Source organism: Cellvibrio chitinivorans (assembly GCF_035117775.1).
Taxonomy (GTDB): domain Bacteria; phylum Pseudomonadota; class Gammaproteobacteria; order Pseudomonadales; family Cellvibrionaceae; genus Cellvibrio; species Cellvibrio chitinivorans.
Window position 1 is genome coordinate 137,556 of the sequence record NZ_JAYKKN010000004.1, and the last position, 13,216, is coordinate 150,771.

The following is a 13,216-nucleotide window of genomic DNA, read 5'->3' on the forward strand; positions in this document are numbered from 1 at the left end:
CACCGCGCTAGCACTTAGCTATCTGACGGGGTTGGCTCCAATTTGAATTCCGGCACAGGCAACTGGCCAAGAGTGACCGCTTGCCCATTGAGCAATTTAAAGGCACCGGCACTGGCAACCAACTCACCCTCTTTCAAGCCATCAACAACTTCAACAAAATCGCCACGCGCTTTACCCAAACGCACAAATTGTTGACGCGCCTTGTGGGTACCGGCTTTTTCGCCAGGCTCGATCACAAATACGGTGTCGCCAAAGGGGGCATAGATAACCGCAGTAGCTGGAACTGCCAAAACTTGTTGTGGCTCAGACAGGGTTACGGTGGTCTCAACCGCCATACCTGGGATTAATTGATTGTTGGTATTAGCCAAGTAGGATTCCACTTGCGCGTTGCGCGTCAGTGAATTGATCTCAGCACCAATAGCGGTAATCTCACCAGAGATAGTGGCATCGGAGCCATCGCCCACATTCACTTCAACTGGCAAGCCACGAGTCATTTGCACCAACCAGAATTGCGGAACCGGGAAATTCACGCGCACGCTGTTAGTCGCTTGCAAAGACACTATTTCGCCGCCCACTTGCAAATCCTGACCTAAATCCACCGCGCGAATCCCCAAACGGCCATCAAATGGCGCACGCACCAGTTTTTTCTCAAGGGTTGCTTTCAAGTCGGCAACATCACCGCGCGCAGAATCCATTTGCTGAACGCCAGTATCCAACTCACTTTGAGATACGGTGTTGCGCTTACGCAATTCCACCAAGCGCTCATAATTGGATTTAGCCAAACGCAGACGCGCTTCCGCAGCACTTAATTGCGCCTCTTCGTTGGTGGATTCCTGCACCAGAATCACAGTGCCGCGCTTTACCTGCTCACCGGATTTAAAGCGAATCTCTTTCACCTTGCCCGCCACCTCAGCGGTAATGGTGATGCCTTCAGACGCCTTTACGGTTCCCATGGCGGTATAGCTGTTTGGCCACTGTTGCATCTCTGCCGCGAAGGTACTCACAGTCTCAGATGGCGGTGGCGTATTTTCACCTGCCTGCACCATAGTAGCGATCTGGCCACCTTTGATGCCGCCAACAATCAACACAATTCCTAGTAGGCTTGCGACAGCAATGCCGATTGATTTCACATTGTTCATAAATAAAGAACCATTGAGAGGAGAGATAAGATCACAACAGGACTGCACAAAAGCAGATAGGAGGGAGGGCGAAAGATCGACGGTATCCCAACCATAACTTCAACCTTGTTTCAGCCGAAGAATTGTTGCACAGCCACTAACTAAAGCAAAAAACACATGTGTCACAAAGTGTAAAACAGATCTGCTTTTCAATTAACAAAAAGCAGCCGACCATCTGGTCGGTCGGCGAATAATATTCCCTTTTGAATCAATGTCCAACGAATTGTTAGTCATAACATGAAGTGATGACATTCATCATTCGCCGCGCTGGCCATTCTCAGCAAACCCCATGACAAAAGATGTCAGCAGATAGTTTTAGCCGCACATAGATAAGCGCGATCACAAGACACTACTGCCAGATAACCTTATCCTTTAAAACACACACCAGGTTTTAATATCAAGTCTGTTAGGATTAACAGCTCTTTTATTTATCCAAGGATTATTTATGACCTGGGCACCACACGTTACCGTCGCCACTATTGTTGAGCGCGACAATCGTTTTTTGATGGTTTATGAAGAGGCTGATGGCAAACAGGTTTACAACCAACCCGCCGGTCACTTGGATCCGAACGAGACATTAAAAGAAGCTGCAATTCGCGAAACACTGGAAGAGACTGGCTGGACAGTAGAACTGACTGGCGTGGTGGGCGTGAATCTGTACACCGCACCGAGCAATGGCATCACCTACTTCCGTACCACTTTTATTGCTAAAGCGCTAAGTCACGCCCCTGACTACAAACTGGACACAGGCATCATCGAGGCCGTATGGCTGAGCTATGAAGAACTTGTCGCCCGCAAAGACCAGTTGCGCAGCCCTATGACCTTGCAGATCATTGAAGAATATCTGGCCGGACGCCGCTTTCCACTATCGGTTGTGGGCGACGATCAATAGCCAACAGAAACTTACGAAGGTGGCAGTGATTGCCTTAGGCGGGTAAAATGCCCGCCTTTCCCTTTCCCAGCAGTTGTTCTTTATGTCAGACGCTATTCCCGCTCCCGTCTTGGATTCCTCTATCGCCTCAGGCCCAAAGGTCATTGTCGGTATGTCCGGCGGTGTTGATTCCTCCGTCTCTGCCCTACTCCTGAAGCAACAGGGTTATCAGGTCGAAGGCCTGTTTATGAAGAACTGGGATGAAGACGACGGCACTGAATACTGCACAGCTAAAGCGGATTTGGCCGATGCGGAGATGGTGTGCGAGCGTATCGGCATCAAACTTCATACTGCCAATTTCGCATCGGAATACTGGGATAACGTCTTCGAGCATTTCCTTGAAGAGTACAAAGCCGGACGCACGCCCAACCCGGACATCCTCTGCAACCGCGAGATCAAATTCAAAGTGTTTATGGAATACGCGCGCATGCTCGGCGGCGAACTTATCGCAACCGGCCATTATGTGCGCCGCGCTGACCACGATGGTCATGCCCACCTCTTAAAAGGTCTCGATCCCAATAAAGATCAAAGCTACTTCTTACATGCCGTAGGCGAAGCTGAATTTGCCAAATCCCTCTTCCCCGTGGGCGAGCTGGAAAAACCGGAAGTGCGCCGCATCGCCGAAGAGCATGGTTTGATCACTCACAACAAAAAAGACAGCACCGGCATTTGTTTTATCGGTGAGCGCCGCTTTAAAGACTTTTTGCAGCAATATCTTCCAGCACAACCGGGCGAAATCCAAACGCCCGATGGCAAAGTGATTGGCGAGCACATGGGTTTGATGTACCACACCATTGGCCAACGCCAAGGGCTGGGAATCGGCGGCGTTAAAGGTGCCAATGAAGAACCTTGGTTTGTGGCGCAAAAAGATCTCACCCGTAATGTGTTGGTTGTTGTGCAAGGTACAGATCACCCACTGCTCTACACCAATCACCTGATTGCTCAGCAAGCCCATTGGATTAATGGTGTGCCGCCCACACCTACTATTCGCTGCATGGCGAAAACCCGCTATCGCCAGCCGGATCAAGCCTGTGTTGTCAGCCTGCTAGCAAATGGCACTTTGGATGTTCAGTTCGATGAGCCTCAACGCGCCGTGACTCCCGGGCAATCCGTAGTGTTCTATAGCGATGACATCTGCCTTGGTGGCGCCGTCATCGAATCAACAGACAACCGTTAATTCGCCCTAGATACTTTTAAATAGCCGAGAGAATCCGCGTGAGCAAAAATTGGCAAGACATTACCATCGCCCTTGCGGGCATATTTCAAGCGACCGCACTGGTTGAACAGGTTGCGAAAACTGGCCATGTCCCGCCCGATGCCTACAAATGCAGTATTGAAAGCATGCTCGATCTCAATCCTGCCAGCACGCGCGACGTTTACGGCGGCAATCTGGAAAACTTACGCACAGGCTTGGAAGTGATGCGTGAATTGCTGCGCCCCGGCTCGCAAAAACATCGCGACTGCCTGCGTTATGGCCTAGGTATTTTGCACTTGCAGAAAAAGCTCGCTGGCCGCCGCGATATGCTCGGCGTAATAGGCAGTCGTTTAGAACAGGTTGCGCAACAGGCCCAACATTTTTCAACGACCCATGACAACGTCATCGCCAATTTAGGCACGCTATACACTGAAACCCTGAGCACCTTTCGTTTTCGTATTCAGGTGAATGGCGACTACAATTATCTGCAACAACAACGTATCGCCAACCAAATTCGCGCTCTGCTGCTCGCCGCAATGCGCTCCGCGATTTTATGGCGACAAGTGGGCGGCAACCGTTTGCAATTGCTGTTTTATCGCAAGCATATCGCCCAACAGGTAGATGACTTATTGCGTCGCCTATAAACCCGGCATCGAATATCAAATTCCGTATTTAGTTTTTTTATCTTTCATTTTTAATCGAGAACCACCATGGACAATTCATTTAATACGCTCACCGCGCTTAACGCCGTATCACCTGTAGACGGTCGCTATGGCAGCAAAACCGTCGCTCTGCGCAGCATTTTCAGCGAATTCGGCTTGATTCGTTTCCGCGTAGAAGTGGAAGTCCGCTGGCTGCAACAACTCAGCCGTTTGGCCGGTGTACCTGAAGTTCCTGCATTCAGTGCAGCGACTAACGCGGTATTGGATGCAATTGTGGCCAACTTTAACGAGGTCGATGCACAAGCAGTAAAAGATATCGAACGCACCACCAATCACGATGTAAAAGCGGTTGAGTATTTCCTCAAAAATAAATTTGCTGGCAACGCTGAGCTTGAAGCCGTTTTGGAATTTGTTCACTTCGCCTGTACTTCTGAAGACATCAACAACCTGTCGCACGCATTAATGCTGCGTGAAGGCCGCAAAGTATTCCTGCAAGATGCAGAAGCGATTGTTGATGGCATCGCCAAACTTGCACACGATTACGCGGAAGATTCCATGCTCTCGCGTACTCACGGTCAAACCGCATCACCAACAACTGTCGGTAAAGAGATGGCAAACGTTGCTGCACGTCTGCGCCGTCAAATCAAAGCGGTCAAAGAAGTTGAGTTGCTCGGCAAAATCAACGGCGCTGTTGGTAACTACAACGCACACTTGTCTGCTTACCCGGATGTAGATTGGCAAGCGAATGCACAAGAATTTGTGCAAAGCTTGGGCTTAAGCTGGAATCCCTACACCACCCAAATTGAACCGCACGATTACATCGCTGAATTGTTTGATGCTATCGCTCGCTTCAACACCATCGTGATCGATTTTGACCGCGACATTTGGGGTTACATTTCTCTCGGTTACTTCAAACAAAAAACCATCGCCGGTGAAGTTGGCTCTTCCACAATGCCACACAAAGTTAACCCGATTGACTTTGAAAACTCCGAAGGCAACCTCGGTATCGCCAATGCAATTTTCACTCACCTCGCACAAAAACTGCCAATCTCCCGCTGGCAGCGCGACCTGACCGACTCCACCGTATTGCGTAATATGGGTGTTGGTTTTGGTTACGGCATGATCGCCTATGCATCAACCTTAAAAGGTATGGGCAAACTGGAAATTAACCGTGCGCGTCTCGCGGAAGATCTGAACAACTCATGGGAAGTACTGGCCGAGCCAATCCAAACCATTATGCGTCGCTACAACGTTGCTGAGCCTTATGAGAAATTAAAAGCCCTGACCCGCGGCCAAACCATTAACCGCGAAGTATTGGCGGCGTTTGTTGAAACTCTGGATATTCCAGAACACGCCAAACAAACCATGCGCGATTTGACCCCATCAAATTACATTGGTAATGCGATAGATCAAGCTAAGGCAATCTAAACCACGATAAAATTAAGGGCTCACATGAGCCCTTAATTTTATGGGTATAAATGTACATCTGCAGGTAACAACCATGACCACTCCCCTTACCCATCTCGGCGATATGCCCATCGAAGAATTTCTGCGCGATTACTGGCAAAAAAGACCGCTATTGATTCGCAATGCTTTTCCCAATTTTGAATCGCCACTCTCTCCCGATGAACTCGCTGGCCTTGCACTGGAGGAAGAAGTGGAGTCACGTATCGTTCTGGAAAATGGTGCAACACCTTGGGAATTGCGCAACGGCCCCTTTGACGAAAAAACCTTTGAAAGTCTACCCGAATCGCGCTGGACGCTATTAGTGCAAGCAGCCGACCAATTTGTGCCGGAAGTAAACCAAATGCTCGATGCATTTCGTTTTATCCCTAACTGGCGCTTGGACGACATCATGATCAGCTACGCGCCCGATCAAGGTGGTGTAGGCCCTCATTTCGATTACTACGATGTATTTTTGCTGCAAGGCTTGGGCAAACGCCATTGGAAACTCGGCCAAATGTGCGACAGCAATTCACCGCGTGTTGAGGGCACGCGTTTAAAGATTCTGAGTGAATTCCACACCACCGATGAGTGGGTACTTGAACCCGGCGATATGCTGTATATCCCGCCTGGCATCGCACACTGGGGTAATGCTCAAGGCGATGATTGCATGACTTACTCGATTGGTTTCCGCGCGCCTAGCCACGCCGATATCATTTCCGAAATCGGTCAGGAAATCGCACTCTCGGTTGAAGACGATCTGCGCTACGCCGACCCGGATTTAACTCTGCAAGACAATCCCGGCGAGATAAACGCAAAAGCCATCGATCAAGTGCGTGAAATTGTTTTGCAGCATCTCTCTCAGGAAAAAATCGCATTTTGGTTCGGCAAATATATGACTGAACGAAAATATCTGGAGCAGACCCAAGAAGAACCGCTGGATATAGATGCGGATGAATGGCAATCCGCACTTGCCGATGGTGAACTCTTGTGGCGTCATCCATCTGCTCGCCTCGCCTTCCACAGCGATGAAAAAGGCACCTTGCTATTTGCCGATGGCGAAGCTATTTGCTGCTCGCGCGCACTGGCTGAATTGGTGTGTAAAGAGGTCGAAATCAGCTGGCGCGAACTAAAAGAACTGGTACAAGATCCACAAAATCGCGCCGCCATCACCCAGCTGGTCAATCAAGAAACCCTCTTGGTTGATGAATAGTTGGTTGACGAATAACAGACTGACGAAAACACCATGCCCTACTCCATCCTTCTCACTGATTGGCAGATACACAAAGCGGAATTGATGAATATCCGCACGCTTGTTTTTATGCGCGAACAAGGTGTCGGCGCTGCCGATGAGTGGGATGGTTTGGATGAACAGGCGCTGCATTTCTTAGCAGTCTCCGCAACCGGAACAGCTATCGGTTGCGCGCGCGTGCTGCTTGAAAGCGATGACGGCAAAACACGTTTTCATATTGGCCGCGTCGCTATTCTCAAGCCGTTTCGCAATAAAGGAATTGGCCATCAATTAATGCAGGCGATTATCGCCCACTGCACACAAACCGCACCGCTGAATCAGATGTATTTGCACGCGCAAATCGAGCGGCAACATTTTTACGAAACCTTGGGCTTTGTCGCTGAAGGCGATGTGTTTATGGATGCAGGCATTCCGCACATCAGTATGTATTTAGCGAAATCGGATTTAACCAAGTAAAGAGAGCAAGGAAATTTAGATGGCCGAACAATCATCCAGCTGTGAAACACTGTGGCTACTCGATGGCATCACTGATTTTCGCCATTACAGTGAACAACTCGTACAACACAGCCGCCGCTCAATTGCCATTCTCACGCAGAATCTGGATGCATTGGTTTACGCAACTCCAGAGTTTCTACAACAGCTATCCAACTTTGCACGCTCCAGCCGTAATGCACAGGTACAAATACTGATCAAAGACACCAAACCAGCTATAGAATCAGGCCACACACTGGTACGACTCGCACAGAGAATTTCATCCAAAATTATCGTTCGCAAGATGACAGTTGAACCCAATAATAAAACCATGGCATACATGTTGGGCGATACCGACAAACTGCTTTTCAAAAATGATGATGCAATTCATCGCGGTTTTTTTAACAGTGCCGCCGCAAGCGAAATAAAGTCGCTGCGCGAAGAATTTAATTATCTGTGGCAATACGGTGAACCTGAACCAGAATTTCAAATTTTGCACATCTAAATTACCGACCTATCAACTCCTACCACTCAAATCTGTTGCCAAACATCACAACCCGTAAAAAAAGCGGTTTTTGCCGGAAAAGCCTTGTATTTTTTGTTGCCGATTGGTTTTTTATCCTATATATATAGCGTCAACCTGCATGGGCGGCTGTTTAAGCCTATAAATACAGGGCTTTTTGTTAGTTTTACTTGTATAGATAGTTCAACCGCTAAGTACTCTTACTCCTCATCAATAAATAGAAGGAAATCAATATGGCTGCCAAAAAACCTGCCGCCCCTAAAGCTGCTCCAGCAAAAAAAGCACCTGCTGCTAAAGCGCCAGCCGCAAAAGTAGCTGCCCCGAAAGCAGCACCAAAAGCCGCTGCTAAAAAAGCACCTGCTGCTAAAGCAGCCGCTCCAAAAGCCGCTGCTAAAAAAGCGCCAGTTGCTAAAGCTGCTCCTGCTGTAGTTAAGGCTATTGCTGAACGTCAAAACAAAACTCAAATGCTGCAACAAATTTCTGATGCGACTGAGCTGAGCAAAAAGCAAGTTCAAGCAGTATTGGATGAATTGACCAACATCATCGAAGGTCACATCAAGAAAAAAGGTGTAGGCGAGTTCGTACTCCCAGGCCTGTTGAAAATCACTACCGTGAAAAAGCCTGCGACCAAAGCACGCAAAGGCATCAACCCTTTCACTAAAGAAGAAGTGACTTTCAAAGCAAAACCAGCAAGCATTTCTGTAAAAGTACGCCCACTGAAAAAACTGAAAGAATTTGCTGTTTAATCAGTTTTAGTTGGCGACATAAAAAGTTAGTAGATAAGAAAAAGCCCTGCTGTTTAAACACAGCAGGGCTTTTTCTTATCTACTATGTGTTATTTTTGCTTGCAGAGTAATCTGCTACAGGATGTTAAAACCCTCACCGACCAGAGCGTTTTGCAAGCGCTTGATTCGCTCAGCAAACTCCTCTTCCGCGTAGTCTTTTGCAGGCAACTTCCCCCAAATCGGCTGCGGCCAAGCAGGATCATCCGTAAACCGCGCGATATGATGCACATGCAGCTGGCGCACCACATTCCCCAGCGCCGCCACGTTCATTTTGTCGGCATCAAACAAGCTCGTCATTACCTCTGCCAACCGGCAGGACTCACGAATCAGCTGCAATTGCTCTTCTTCATCCAAATGGTGAATTTCAAATACATCTTCCCGTTTGGGAACCAGAATGCACCAAGGGTAATTTGCATCCCTGCTTAATAGCAGCAGCGACAAATCAAATTCACCTATAACAACAGAGTCCTGAGCAAGACGCGGATGAAGTTCAAACATGATTGGCTTCCTTTAGCTAAATAGATTTTTTATTAATCAGGATGGCGATCTGCGCAGCCGAGGCGCTATACCAATACCGCCAACCGCCGTAGAATAAGCGACTTTGATTCCCATTATAGCCATCAAGAAGTCATAACTATGCGTTCCAGTCGATTTTTAATTGCCACCCTGAAAGAAACACCTTCCGATGCTGAAGTCATCAGCCACCAATTAATGCTGCGTGCGGGCATGATCCGCAAGATGGCCTCTGGCCTCTACAACTGGCTGCCGCTGGGCTTGCGTGTATTGCGCAAAGTGGAAAATATTGTGCGCGAAGAAATGAATAAATCCGGCGCAATGGAAGTATTAATGCCAGTAGTGCAACCAGCAGAATTATGGGAAGAATCAGGCCGTTGGCACCAATATGGCCCGGAACTGCTGCGTATCAATGATCGCCACGACCGCCCCTTCTGCCTTGGCCCAACCCATGAAGAAGTCATTACCGATTTGATCCGCAACGAGATCAGAAGCTACAAACAATTGCCTGCGAATTTTTATCAAATTCAAACCAAATTCCGCGATGAAATTCGCCCACGTTTTGGCGTAATGCGCTCGCGTGAATTCATCATGAAAGACGCCTACTCTTTCCACACCAGTACTGAATCGCTGCAAGAAACCTATGACGTAATGCACGCAACCTACTGCAACATTTTCACCCGCTTAGGTTTGCAATTCCGTCCAGTATTGGCCGACACCGGCTCTATCGGCGGCGCTTTCTCCCATGAATTCCACGTATTGGCCGAAAGTGGTGAAGATGACATCGCCTTCAGTAACGCCAGCGACTACGCCGCCAACATTGAAAAAGCCGAAGCGCTGCCACCAACAACTCCACGCGCTGCTGCACAACATGTTATGCAGGAAGTTGCGACTCCCGGTAAACACAGCATCGAAGATGTTTGCGCATTTTTGAATGTCAGCCCAGAGCAAACCGTTAAAACCCTGATCGTTTTGGGTGAAGTGCGCGAAGACAAAACCCAACCGCTGGTTGCTTTGGTATTGCGTGGCGATCACGAACTCAATGAAATCAAAGCCGAGAAATTAACCGGTGTAGCATCGCCTCTGACGCTGGCCCCGGAAGCACGCATCAAAGCAGAATTGGGCGTTGGCATTGGTTCTATTGGCCCTGTTGGTTTGAATATTTCGGTGATTGTCGATCACTCCGCTGCACACCTGTCTGATTTTGTCTGCGGTGCGAACAAAGACGGTTTCCACCTGACCGGCGTAAATTGGGAGCGCGATGCAATGGCGCCGCTGGTTGCCGATATTCGCAACGTAGTAACTGGCGACCCAAGCCCTTGTGGCCAAGGGACACTGGAAATTAAGCGCGGCATTGAAGTGGGCCATATTTTCCAACTGGGTACCAAGTACTCCGAAGCCATGAAAGCCAAGGTATTGGATGTGAATGGCAAAGAGCAGACCATGATTATGGGTTGCTATGGCATAGGCGTAACTCGCGTTGTGGCGTCAGCCATTGAACAGAATTTCGATGAAAATGGCATTATCTGGGCCGACTCAATCGCACCTTTCCATATCGCCATTGTGCCAATCAACATGCAAAAATCCCCTGCTGTTGCAGCCAAGTGTGAAGAACTCTACGCAGAACTGCAGGAACTGGGTTTTGATGTGTTGTTGATGGATGAGGACAAAGCACGTCTCGGCACCATGCTTGCGGATACTGATCTGATGGGGATTCCACATCGCATCGTGGTAGGCGACCGCGGATTGGAAGCCGGCAACGTCGAATACAAAGGCCGTCGCGATGCAGAGAAACAAGAAATTGCAGTCGCTGACATTCTGGATTTCTTAAAAGGCCGCATCACCCGTTAACTGCTGTTGATTTATCCCTCTGGCGATTGCAGTTCAACTGCAATCGCCATCACCCTCTCTCCCGCTAACAACCACCATTTATAACCACTGTCGCCATTTTTTTGCTGGGAACAGAATTAAACGGTCTTTGTATATCGACAATTAACGATATATATTTTCATAAATCGCGATATACAAATATACAAAGATACAAACTGATCAGATAAGGCCAGAAGCCCATGAGTACTGCAGAACTCGACGAAATGATTAAAGCGCTATCGCACCCTATGCGACGGGAAATTTTGAATTGGCTCAAGCAACCGGAACTGCATTTTGCCGATCAGGAGCATCCGCTGAGCTTTGGTGTGTGCGCCGGAAAAATTGACCAAAAGGCTGGTCTGTCCCAATCCACCGTATCAGCCCACCTGGCCACGCTGCAACGCGCTGGGCTCATTACCAGCCGCAAAGTCGGTCAGTGGAACTTTTTTTCGCGCAATGAAGAGGCCATTCAGGCATTTCTCGCGCGCTTGAACGATCAACTTTAACTGGAGATCCATCATGCCAACACTATTTGACCCTATCACCATTGGCGGCCTAACACTGAAAAACCGAATTGTCATGGCACCCCTCACCCGCTGCCGCGCAGATGAAGGCCGAGTACCCAATGCGATGATGGCAGAGTATTACCAACAGCGTAGTGGCGCCGGCCTGATTTTGTCTGAGGCCACGTCAGTCACACCTATGGGAGTTGGCTACCCTGACACTCCCGGCATCTGGTCAGACGCGCAAGTAGAAGGTTGGAAACTCATCACCGAGGCCGTACACAAAGCGGGTAGCCGCATCTTTTTACAGCTGTGGCACGTAGGGCGTATTTCCGATCCAATCTATTTGAATGGCGAAAAGCCCGTTGCCCCTAGTGCTATTCGCCCTGCTGGTCATGTCAGCTTGGTTCGCCCCATGAAAGATTACGACGAGCCACGCGCACTGACATTGGCAGAAATTAAAGAAGTAGTAGCGGCCTATCGCTTGGGTGCAGAAAACGCCAAAGCTGCAGGTTTTGACGGCGTGCTGATTCACGGCGCCAACGGTTATTTGCTCGACCAATTTTTGCAAGACAGTACTAACCTGCGTACCGATGAATACGGCGGCTCACTGGAAAATCGGGCTCGTTTAATGCTGGAAGTAACCGACGCTTGTATCGACGTATGGGGCAGTGACAAAGTTGCCATGCACCTTGCACCACGTATGGATGCACACGACATGGGCGATTCCAACCGCACAGCGACATTCAGTTATGTAGCTGAACAATTGGCTAAACGCGGCATTGCGTTTATCTCTACGCGCGAATACTCAGCAGAAGATAGCCTCACACCGCAATTGAAAGAGGTGTTTGGCGGAACCGTAATCGCCAATGAAAAATTCACCAAAACTGAAGCCAATGCCTGGTTAGCGGCAGGCAAAGCAGATGCAATTGCTTTTGGTGTTCCGTTTATTGCCAACCCAGACTTGCCTAAACGCTTGGAGCTGGATGCACCACTAAATCCACCGCGCCCTGAATTGTTTTATGGCAAAGGCCCAGTGGGTTATACCGATTACCCTACTCTGGCTTAAGTCAGAAGCCGATTTAGGATTAATAAGCTAAAAATAAAAATGCCAGCTAAACATCTGCTGGCATTTTTGTAAGCGTATTCAAGGTTGAAAATTAGTGTTTATCCAACAATAAAAATTCATCAGGCGTCAGTACTTTTTTAGTAATTTTCACCCAAGCAATTTCACCATTAAACCAATGCACCTGATTCATACGCGAACCTATGGATGTTTTGGCGTTGGCAGCGATAGGCAAATAATCCACCTGCCCGATCAATTCCTGCTTTCCATTAACGTAAGAAATAAACTCGCGATTTTTATAAGTCACCGCCGCATGTGCCCAGCTGCCAACCGGATGAACTTTGGTAGCGTCAATCAATGTGAATTGTGATTTTTCTGATTTGATATAAGCATCGAGATACCACTGCTTTTTATCGTTCAATCGCAGCTCGATGGTAATGCGGCGATTAGGATTATCCGGCGACTCTATGTGAAAAAAGCGCGGCTCCAGATTATTGGGATAAGCATCAGCAGGGTTAAAAATAATCTCAATCGTAAATTCAGTTGCATCACCTAGTGGATTCGCGTCCACCAATAAACGATCACTATCACCATCAAATGCAACAGCAGTTCCTGCACACGATTTAATCAATCCAGAATTAACAACTTGCGGATTACCCATCACACTTACTGGCGCACCGCCAATACTTGTCAGCGAATTAATATTCCACTCCACTGAATTAGACGATTTTGCAACAGAAGTAGAAGATGACGACGTACATGCACTCAATAAGAGTGCAGCAAGAGCTAAAGTGCTTATCGCAGATTTCTTCATTGTATTTTTCC

General features: G+C 48.4%; 14 protein-coding genes. 11 read left to right on the plus strand and 3 right to left on the minus strand.

All coding sequences use genetic code 11. The annotated features are described in order from the left end of the window. Nucleotides 1-14: 14 nt before the first annotated feature. The gene (locus tag SPL68_RS12515; RefSeq protein WP_323815499.1) at nt 15-1,139 is read right to left on the minus strand and encodes an efflux RND transporter periplasmic adaptor subunit; all 1,125 of its coding nucleotides are present in this window, start codon (nt 1,137-1,139) and stop codon (nt 15-17) included. 484 nt (nt 1,140-1,623) lie between these two features. On the opposite strand from SPL68_RS12515, the gene SPL68_RS12520 reads away from it, so the two are divergent. The 8 genes from SPL68_RS12520 (at nt 1,624) to SPL68_RS12555 (ending at nt 8,401) form a co-directional block, all read left to right on the plus strand. Further along, nucleotides 1,624-2,070 carry an NUDIX hydrolase gene (locus SPL68_RS12520; RefSeq protein ID WP_323815500.1) on the plus strand — a complete coding sequence of 149 codons (447 nt, stop codon included), beginning with the start codon at nt 1,624-1,626 and terminating at the stop codon, nt 2,068-2,070. An 82-nt stretch (nt 2,071-2,152) separates the two neighbouring features. Continuing rightward, nucleotides 2,153-3,286, plus strand: coding sequence for a tRNA 2-thiouridine(34) synthase MnmA (gene mnmA, locus SPL68_RS12525; RefSeq protein WP_323815501.1), 1,134 nt, complete (start codon nt 2,153-2,155; stop codon nt 3,284-3,286). A 38-nt stretch (nt 3,287-3,324) separates the two neighbouring features. Beyond that, on the plus strand, nt 3,325-3,948 hold the full coding sequence (hflD, locus tag SPL68_RS12530) for a high frequency lysogenization protein HflD (protein ID WP_323815502.1): 624 nt from the start codon (nt 3,325-3,327) through the stop codon (nt 3,946-3,948). Between the two features lie 66 nt (nt 3,949-4,014). Beyond that, nucleotides 4,015-5,394: an adenylosuccinate lyase gene (gene purB, locus SPL68_RS12535; RefSeq protein ID WP_323815503.1), complete on the plus strand. Its 1,380-nt coding sequence runs from the start codon at nt 4,015-4,017 to the stop codon at nt 5,392-5,394. A gap of 73 nt (nt 5,395-5,467) precedes the next feature. Continuing rightward, the gene (locus SPL68_RS12540; RefSeq protein WP_323815504.1) at nt 5,468-6,622 is read left to right on the plus strand and encodes a cupin domain-containing protein; all 1,155 of its coding nucleotides are present in this window, start codon (nt 5,468-5,470) and stop codon (nt 6,620-6,622) included. Nucleotides 6,623-6,655: 33 nt separating this feature from the next. Next, nucleotides 6,656-7,117 (plus strand): GNAT family N-acetyltransferase, encoded by a 462-nt coding sequence (locus SPL68_RS12545; protein WP_323815505.1) that lies wholly within the window; start codon nt 6,656-6,658, stop codon nt 7,115-7,117. Nucleotides 7,118-7,136: 19 nt separating this feature from the next. Next, nucleotides 7,137-7,637 carry a DUF7931 domain-containing protein gene (locus SPL68_RS12550; protein WP_323815506.1) on the plus strand — a complete coding sequence of 167 codons (501 nt, stop codon included), beginning with the start codon at nt 7,137-7,139 and terminating at the stop codon, nt 7,635-7,637. Nucleotides 7,638-7,888: 251 nt separating this feature from the next. Next, nucleotides 7,889-8,401, plus strand: a complete 513-nt coding sequence (locus tag SPL68_RS12555; protein WP_323815507.1) for an HU family DNA-binding protein — start codon at nt 7,889-7,891, stop codon at nt 8,399-8,401. Between the two features lie 114 nt (nt 8,402-8,515). Here SPL68_RS12555 and SPL68_RS12560 read toward each other — a convergent pair whose 3' ends face one another. Then, the gene (locus SPL68_RS12560; protein WP_323815508.1) at nt 8,516-8,938 is read right to left on the minus strand and encodes an HIT family protein; all 423 of its coding nucleotides are present in this window, start codon (nt 8,936-8,938) and stop codon (nt 8,516-8,518) included. 138 nt (nt 8,939-9,076) lie between these two features. Here SPL68_RS12560 and SPL68_RS12565 point away from each other — a divergent pair, with 138 nt between their 5' ends. From SPL68_RS12565 to SPL68_RS12575, 3 genes are all read left to right on the plus strand, one after another. After that, nucleotides 9,077-10,804, plus strand: a complete 1,728-nt coding sequence (locus tag SPL68_RS12565; RefSeq protein WP_323815509.1) for a proline--tRNA ligase — start codon at nt 9,077-9,079, stop codon at nt 10,802-10,804. A 218-nt stretch (nt 10,805-11,022) separates the two neighbouring features. Then, a complete protein-coding gene (locus SPL68_RS12570; RefSeq protein WP_323815510.1) occupies nt 11,023-11,328 on the plus strand; it encodes an ArsR/SmtB family transcription factor in 306 nt (101 codons plus the stop codon). A 13-nt stretch (nt 11,329-11,341) separates the two neighbouring features. Next, nucleotides 11,342-12,394 carry an alkene reductase gene (locus SPL68_RS12575; RefSeq protein ID WP_323815511.1) on the plus strand — a complete coding sequence of 351 codons (1,053 nt, stop codon included), beginning with the start codon at nt 11,342-11,344 and terminating at the stop codon, nt 12,392-12,394. Between the two features lie 91 nt (nt 12,395-12,485). Here the strand turns inward: SPL68_RS12575 and SPL68_RS12580 are convergent, their stop codons facing one another. Continuing rightward, a complete protein-coding gene (locus tag SPL68_RS12580; RefSeq protein WP_323815512.1) occupies nt 12,486-13,205 on the minus strand; it encodes a LamG domain-containing protein in 720 nt (239 codons plus the stop codon). Nucleotides 13,206-13,216: the final 11 nt, after the last annotated feature.

Excerpts from the sequence above, each read along its gene's own strand:
- SPL68_RS12550 (WP_323815506.1), top strand. The coding sequence starts at position 7,137 with ATGGCCGAACAATCATCCAGCTGTGAAACACTGTGGCTACTCGATGGC.
- mnmA (WP_323815501.1), top strand. The coding sequence starts at position 2,153 with ATGTCAGACGCTATTCCCGCTCCCGTCTTGGATTCCTCTATCGCCTCA.
- SPL68_RS12555 (WP_323815507.1), top strand. The coding sequence starts at position 7,889 with ATGGCTGCCAAAAAACCTGCCGCCCCTAAAGCTGCTCCAGCAAAAAAA.
- SPL68_RS12575 (WP_323815511.1), top strand. The coding sequence starts at position 11,342 with ATGCCAACACTATTTGACCCTATCACCATTGGCGGCCTAACACTGAAA.
- SPL68_RS12520 (WP_323815500.1), top strand. The coding sequence starts at position 1,624 with ATGACCTGGGCACCACACGTTACCGTCGCCACTATTGTTGAGCGCGAC.
- SPL68_RS12560 (WP_323815508.1), bottom strand. The coding sequence starts at position 8,938 with ATGTTTGAACTTCATCCGCGTCTTGCTCAGGACTCTGTTGTTATAGGT.
- purB (WP_323815503.1), top strand. The coding sequence starts at position 4,015 with ATGGACAATTCATTTAATACGCTCACCGCGCTTAACGCCGTATCACCT.
- SPL68_RS12540 (WP_323815504.1), top strand. The coding sequence starts at position 5,468 with ATGACCACTCCCCTTACCCATCTCGGCGATATGCCCATCGAAGAATTT.
- SPL68_RS12565 (WP_323815509.1), top strand. The coding sequence starts at position 9,077 with ATGCGTTCCAGTCGATTTTTAATTGCCACCCTGAAAGAAACACCTTCC.
- SPL68_RS12580 (WP_323815512.1), bottom strand. The coding sequence starts at position 13,205 with ATGAAGAAATCTGCGATAAGCACTTTAGCTCTTGCTGCACTCTTATTG.
- SPL68_RS12570 (WP_323815510.1), top strand. The coding sequence starts at position 11,023 with ATGAGTACTGCAGAACTCGACGAAATGATTAAAGCGCTATCGCACCCT.
- SPL68_RS12515 (WP_323815499.1), bottom strand. The coding sequence starts at position 1,139 with ATGAACAATGTGAAATCAATCGGCATTGCTGTCGCAAGCCTACTAGGA.
- SPL68_RS12545 (WP_323815505.1), top strand. The coding sequence starts at position 6,656 with ATGCCCTACTCCATCCTTCTCACTGATTGGCAGATACACAAAGCGGAA.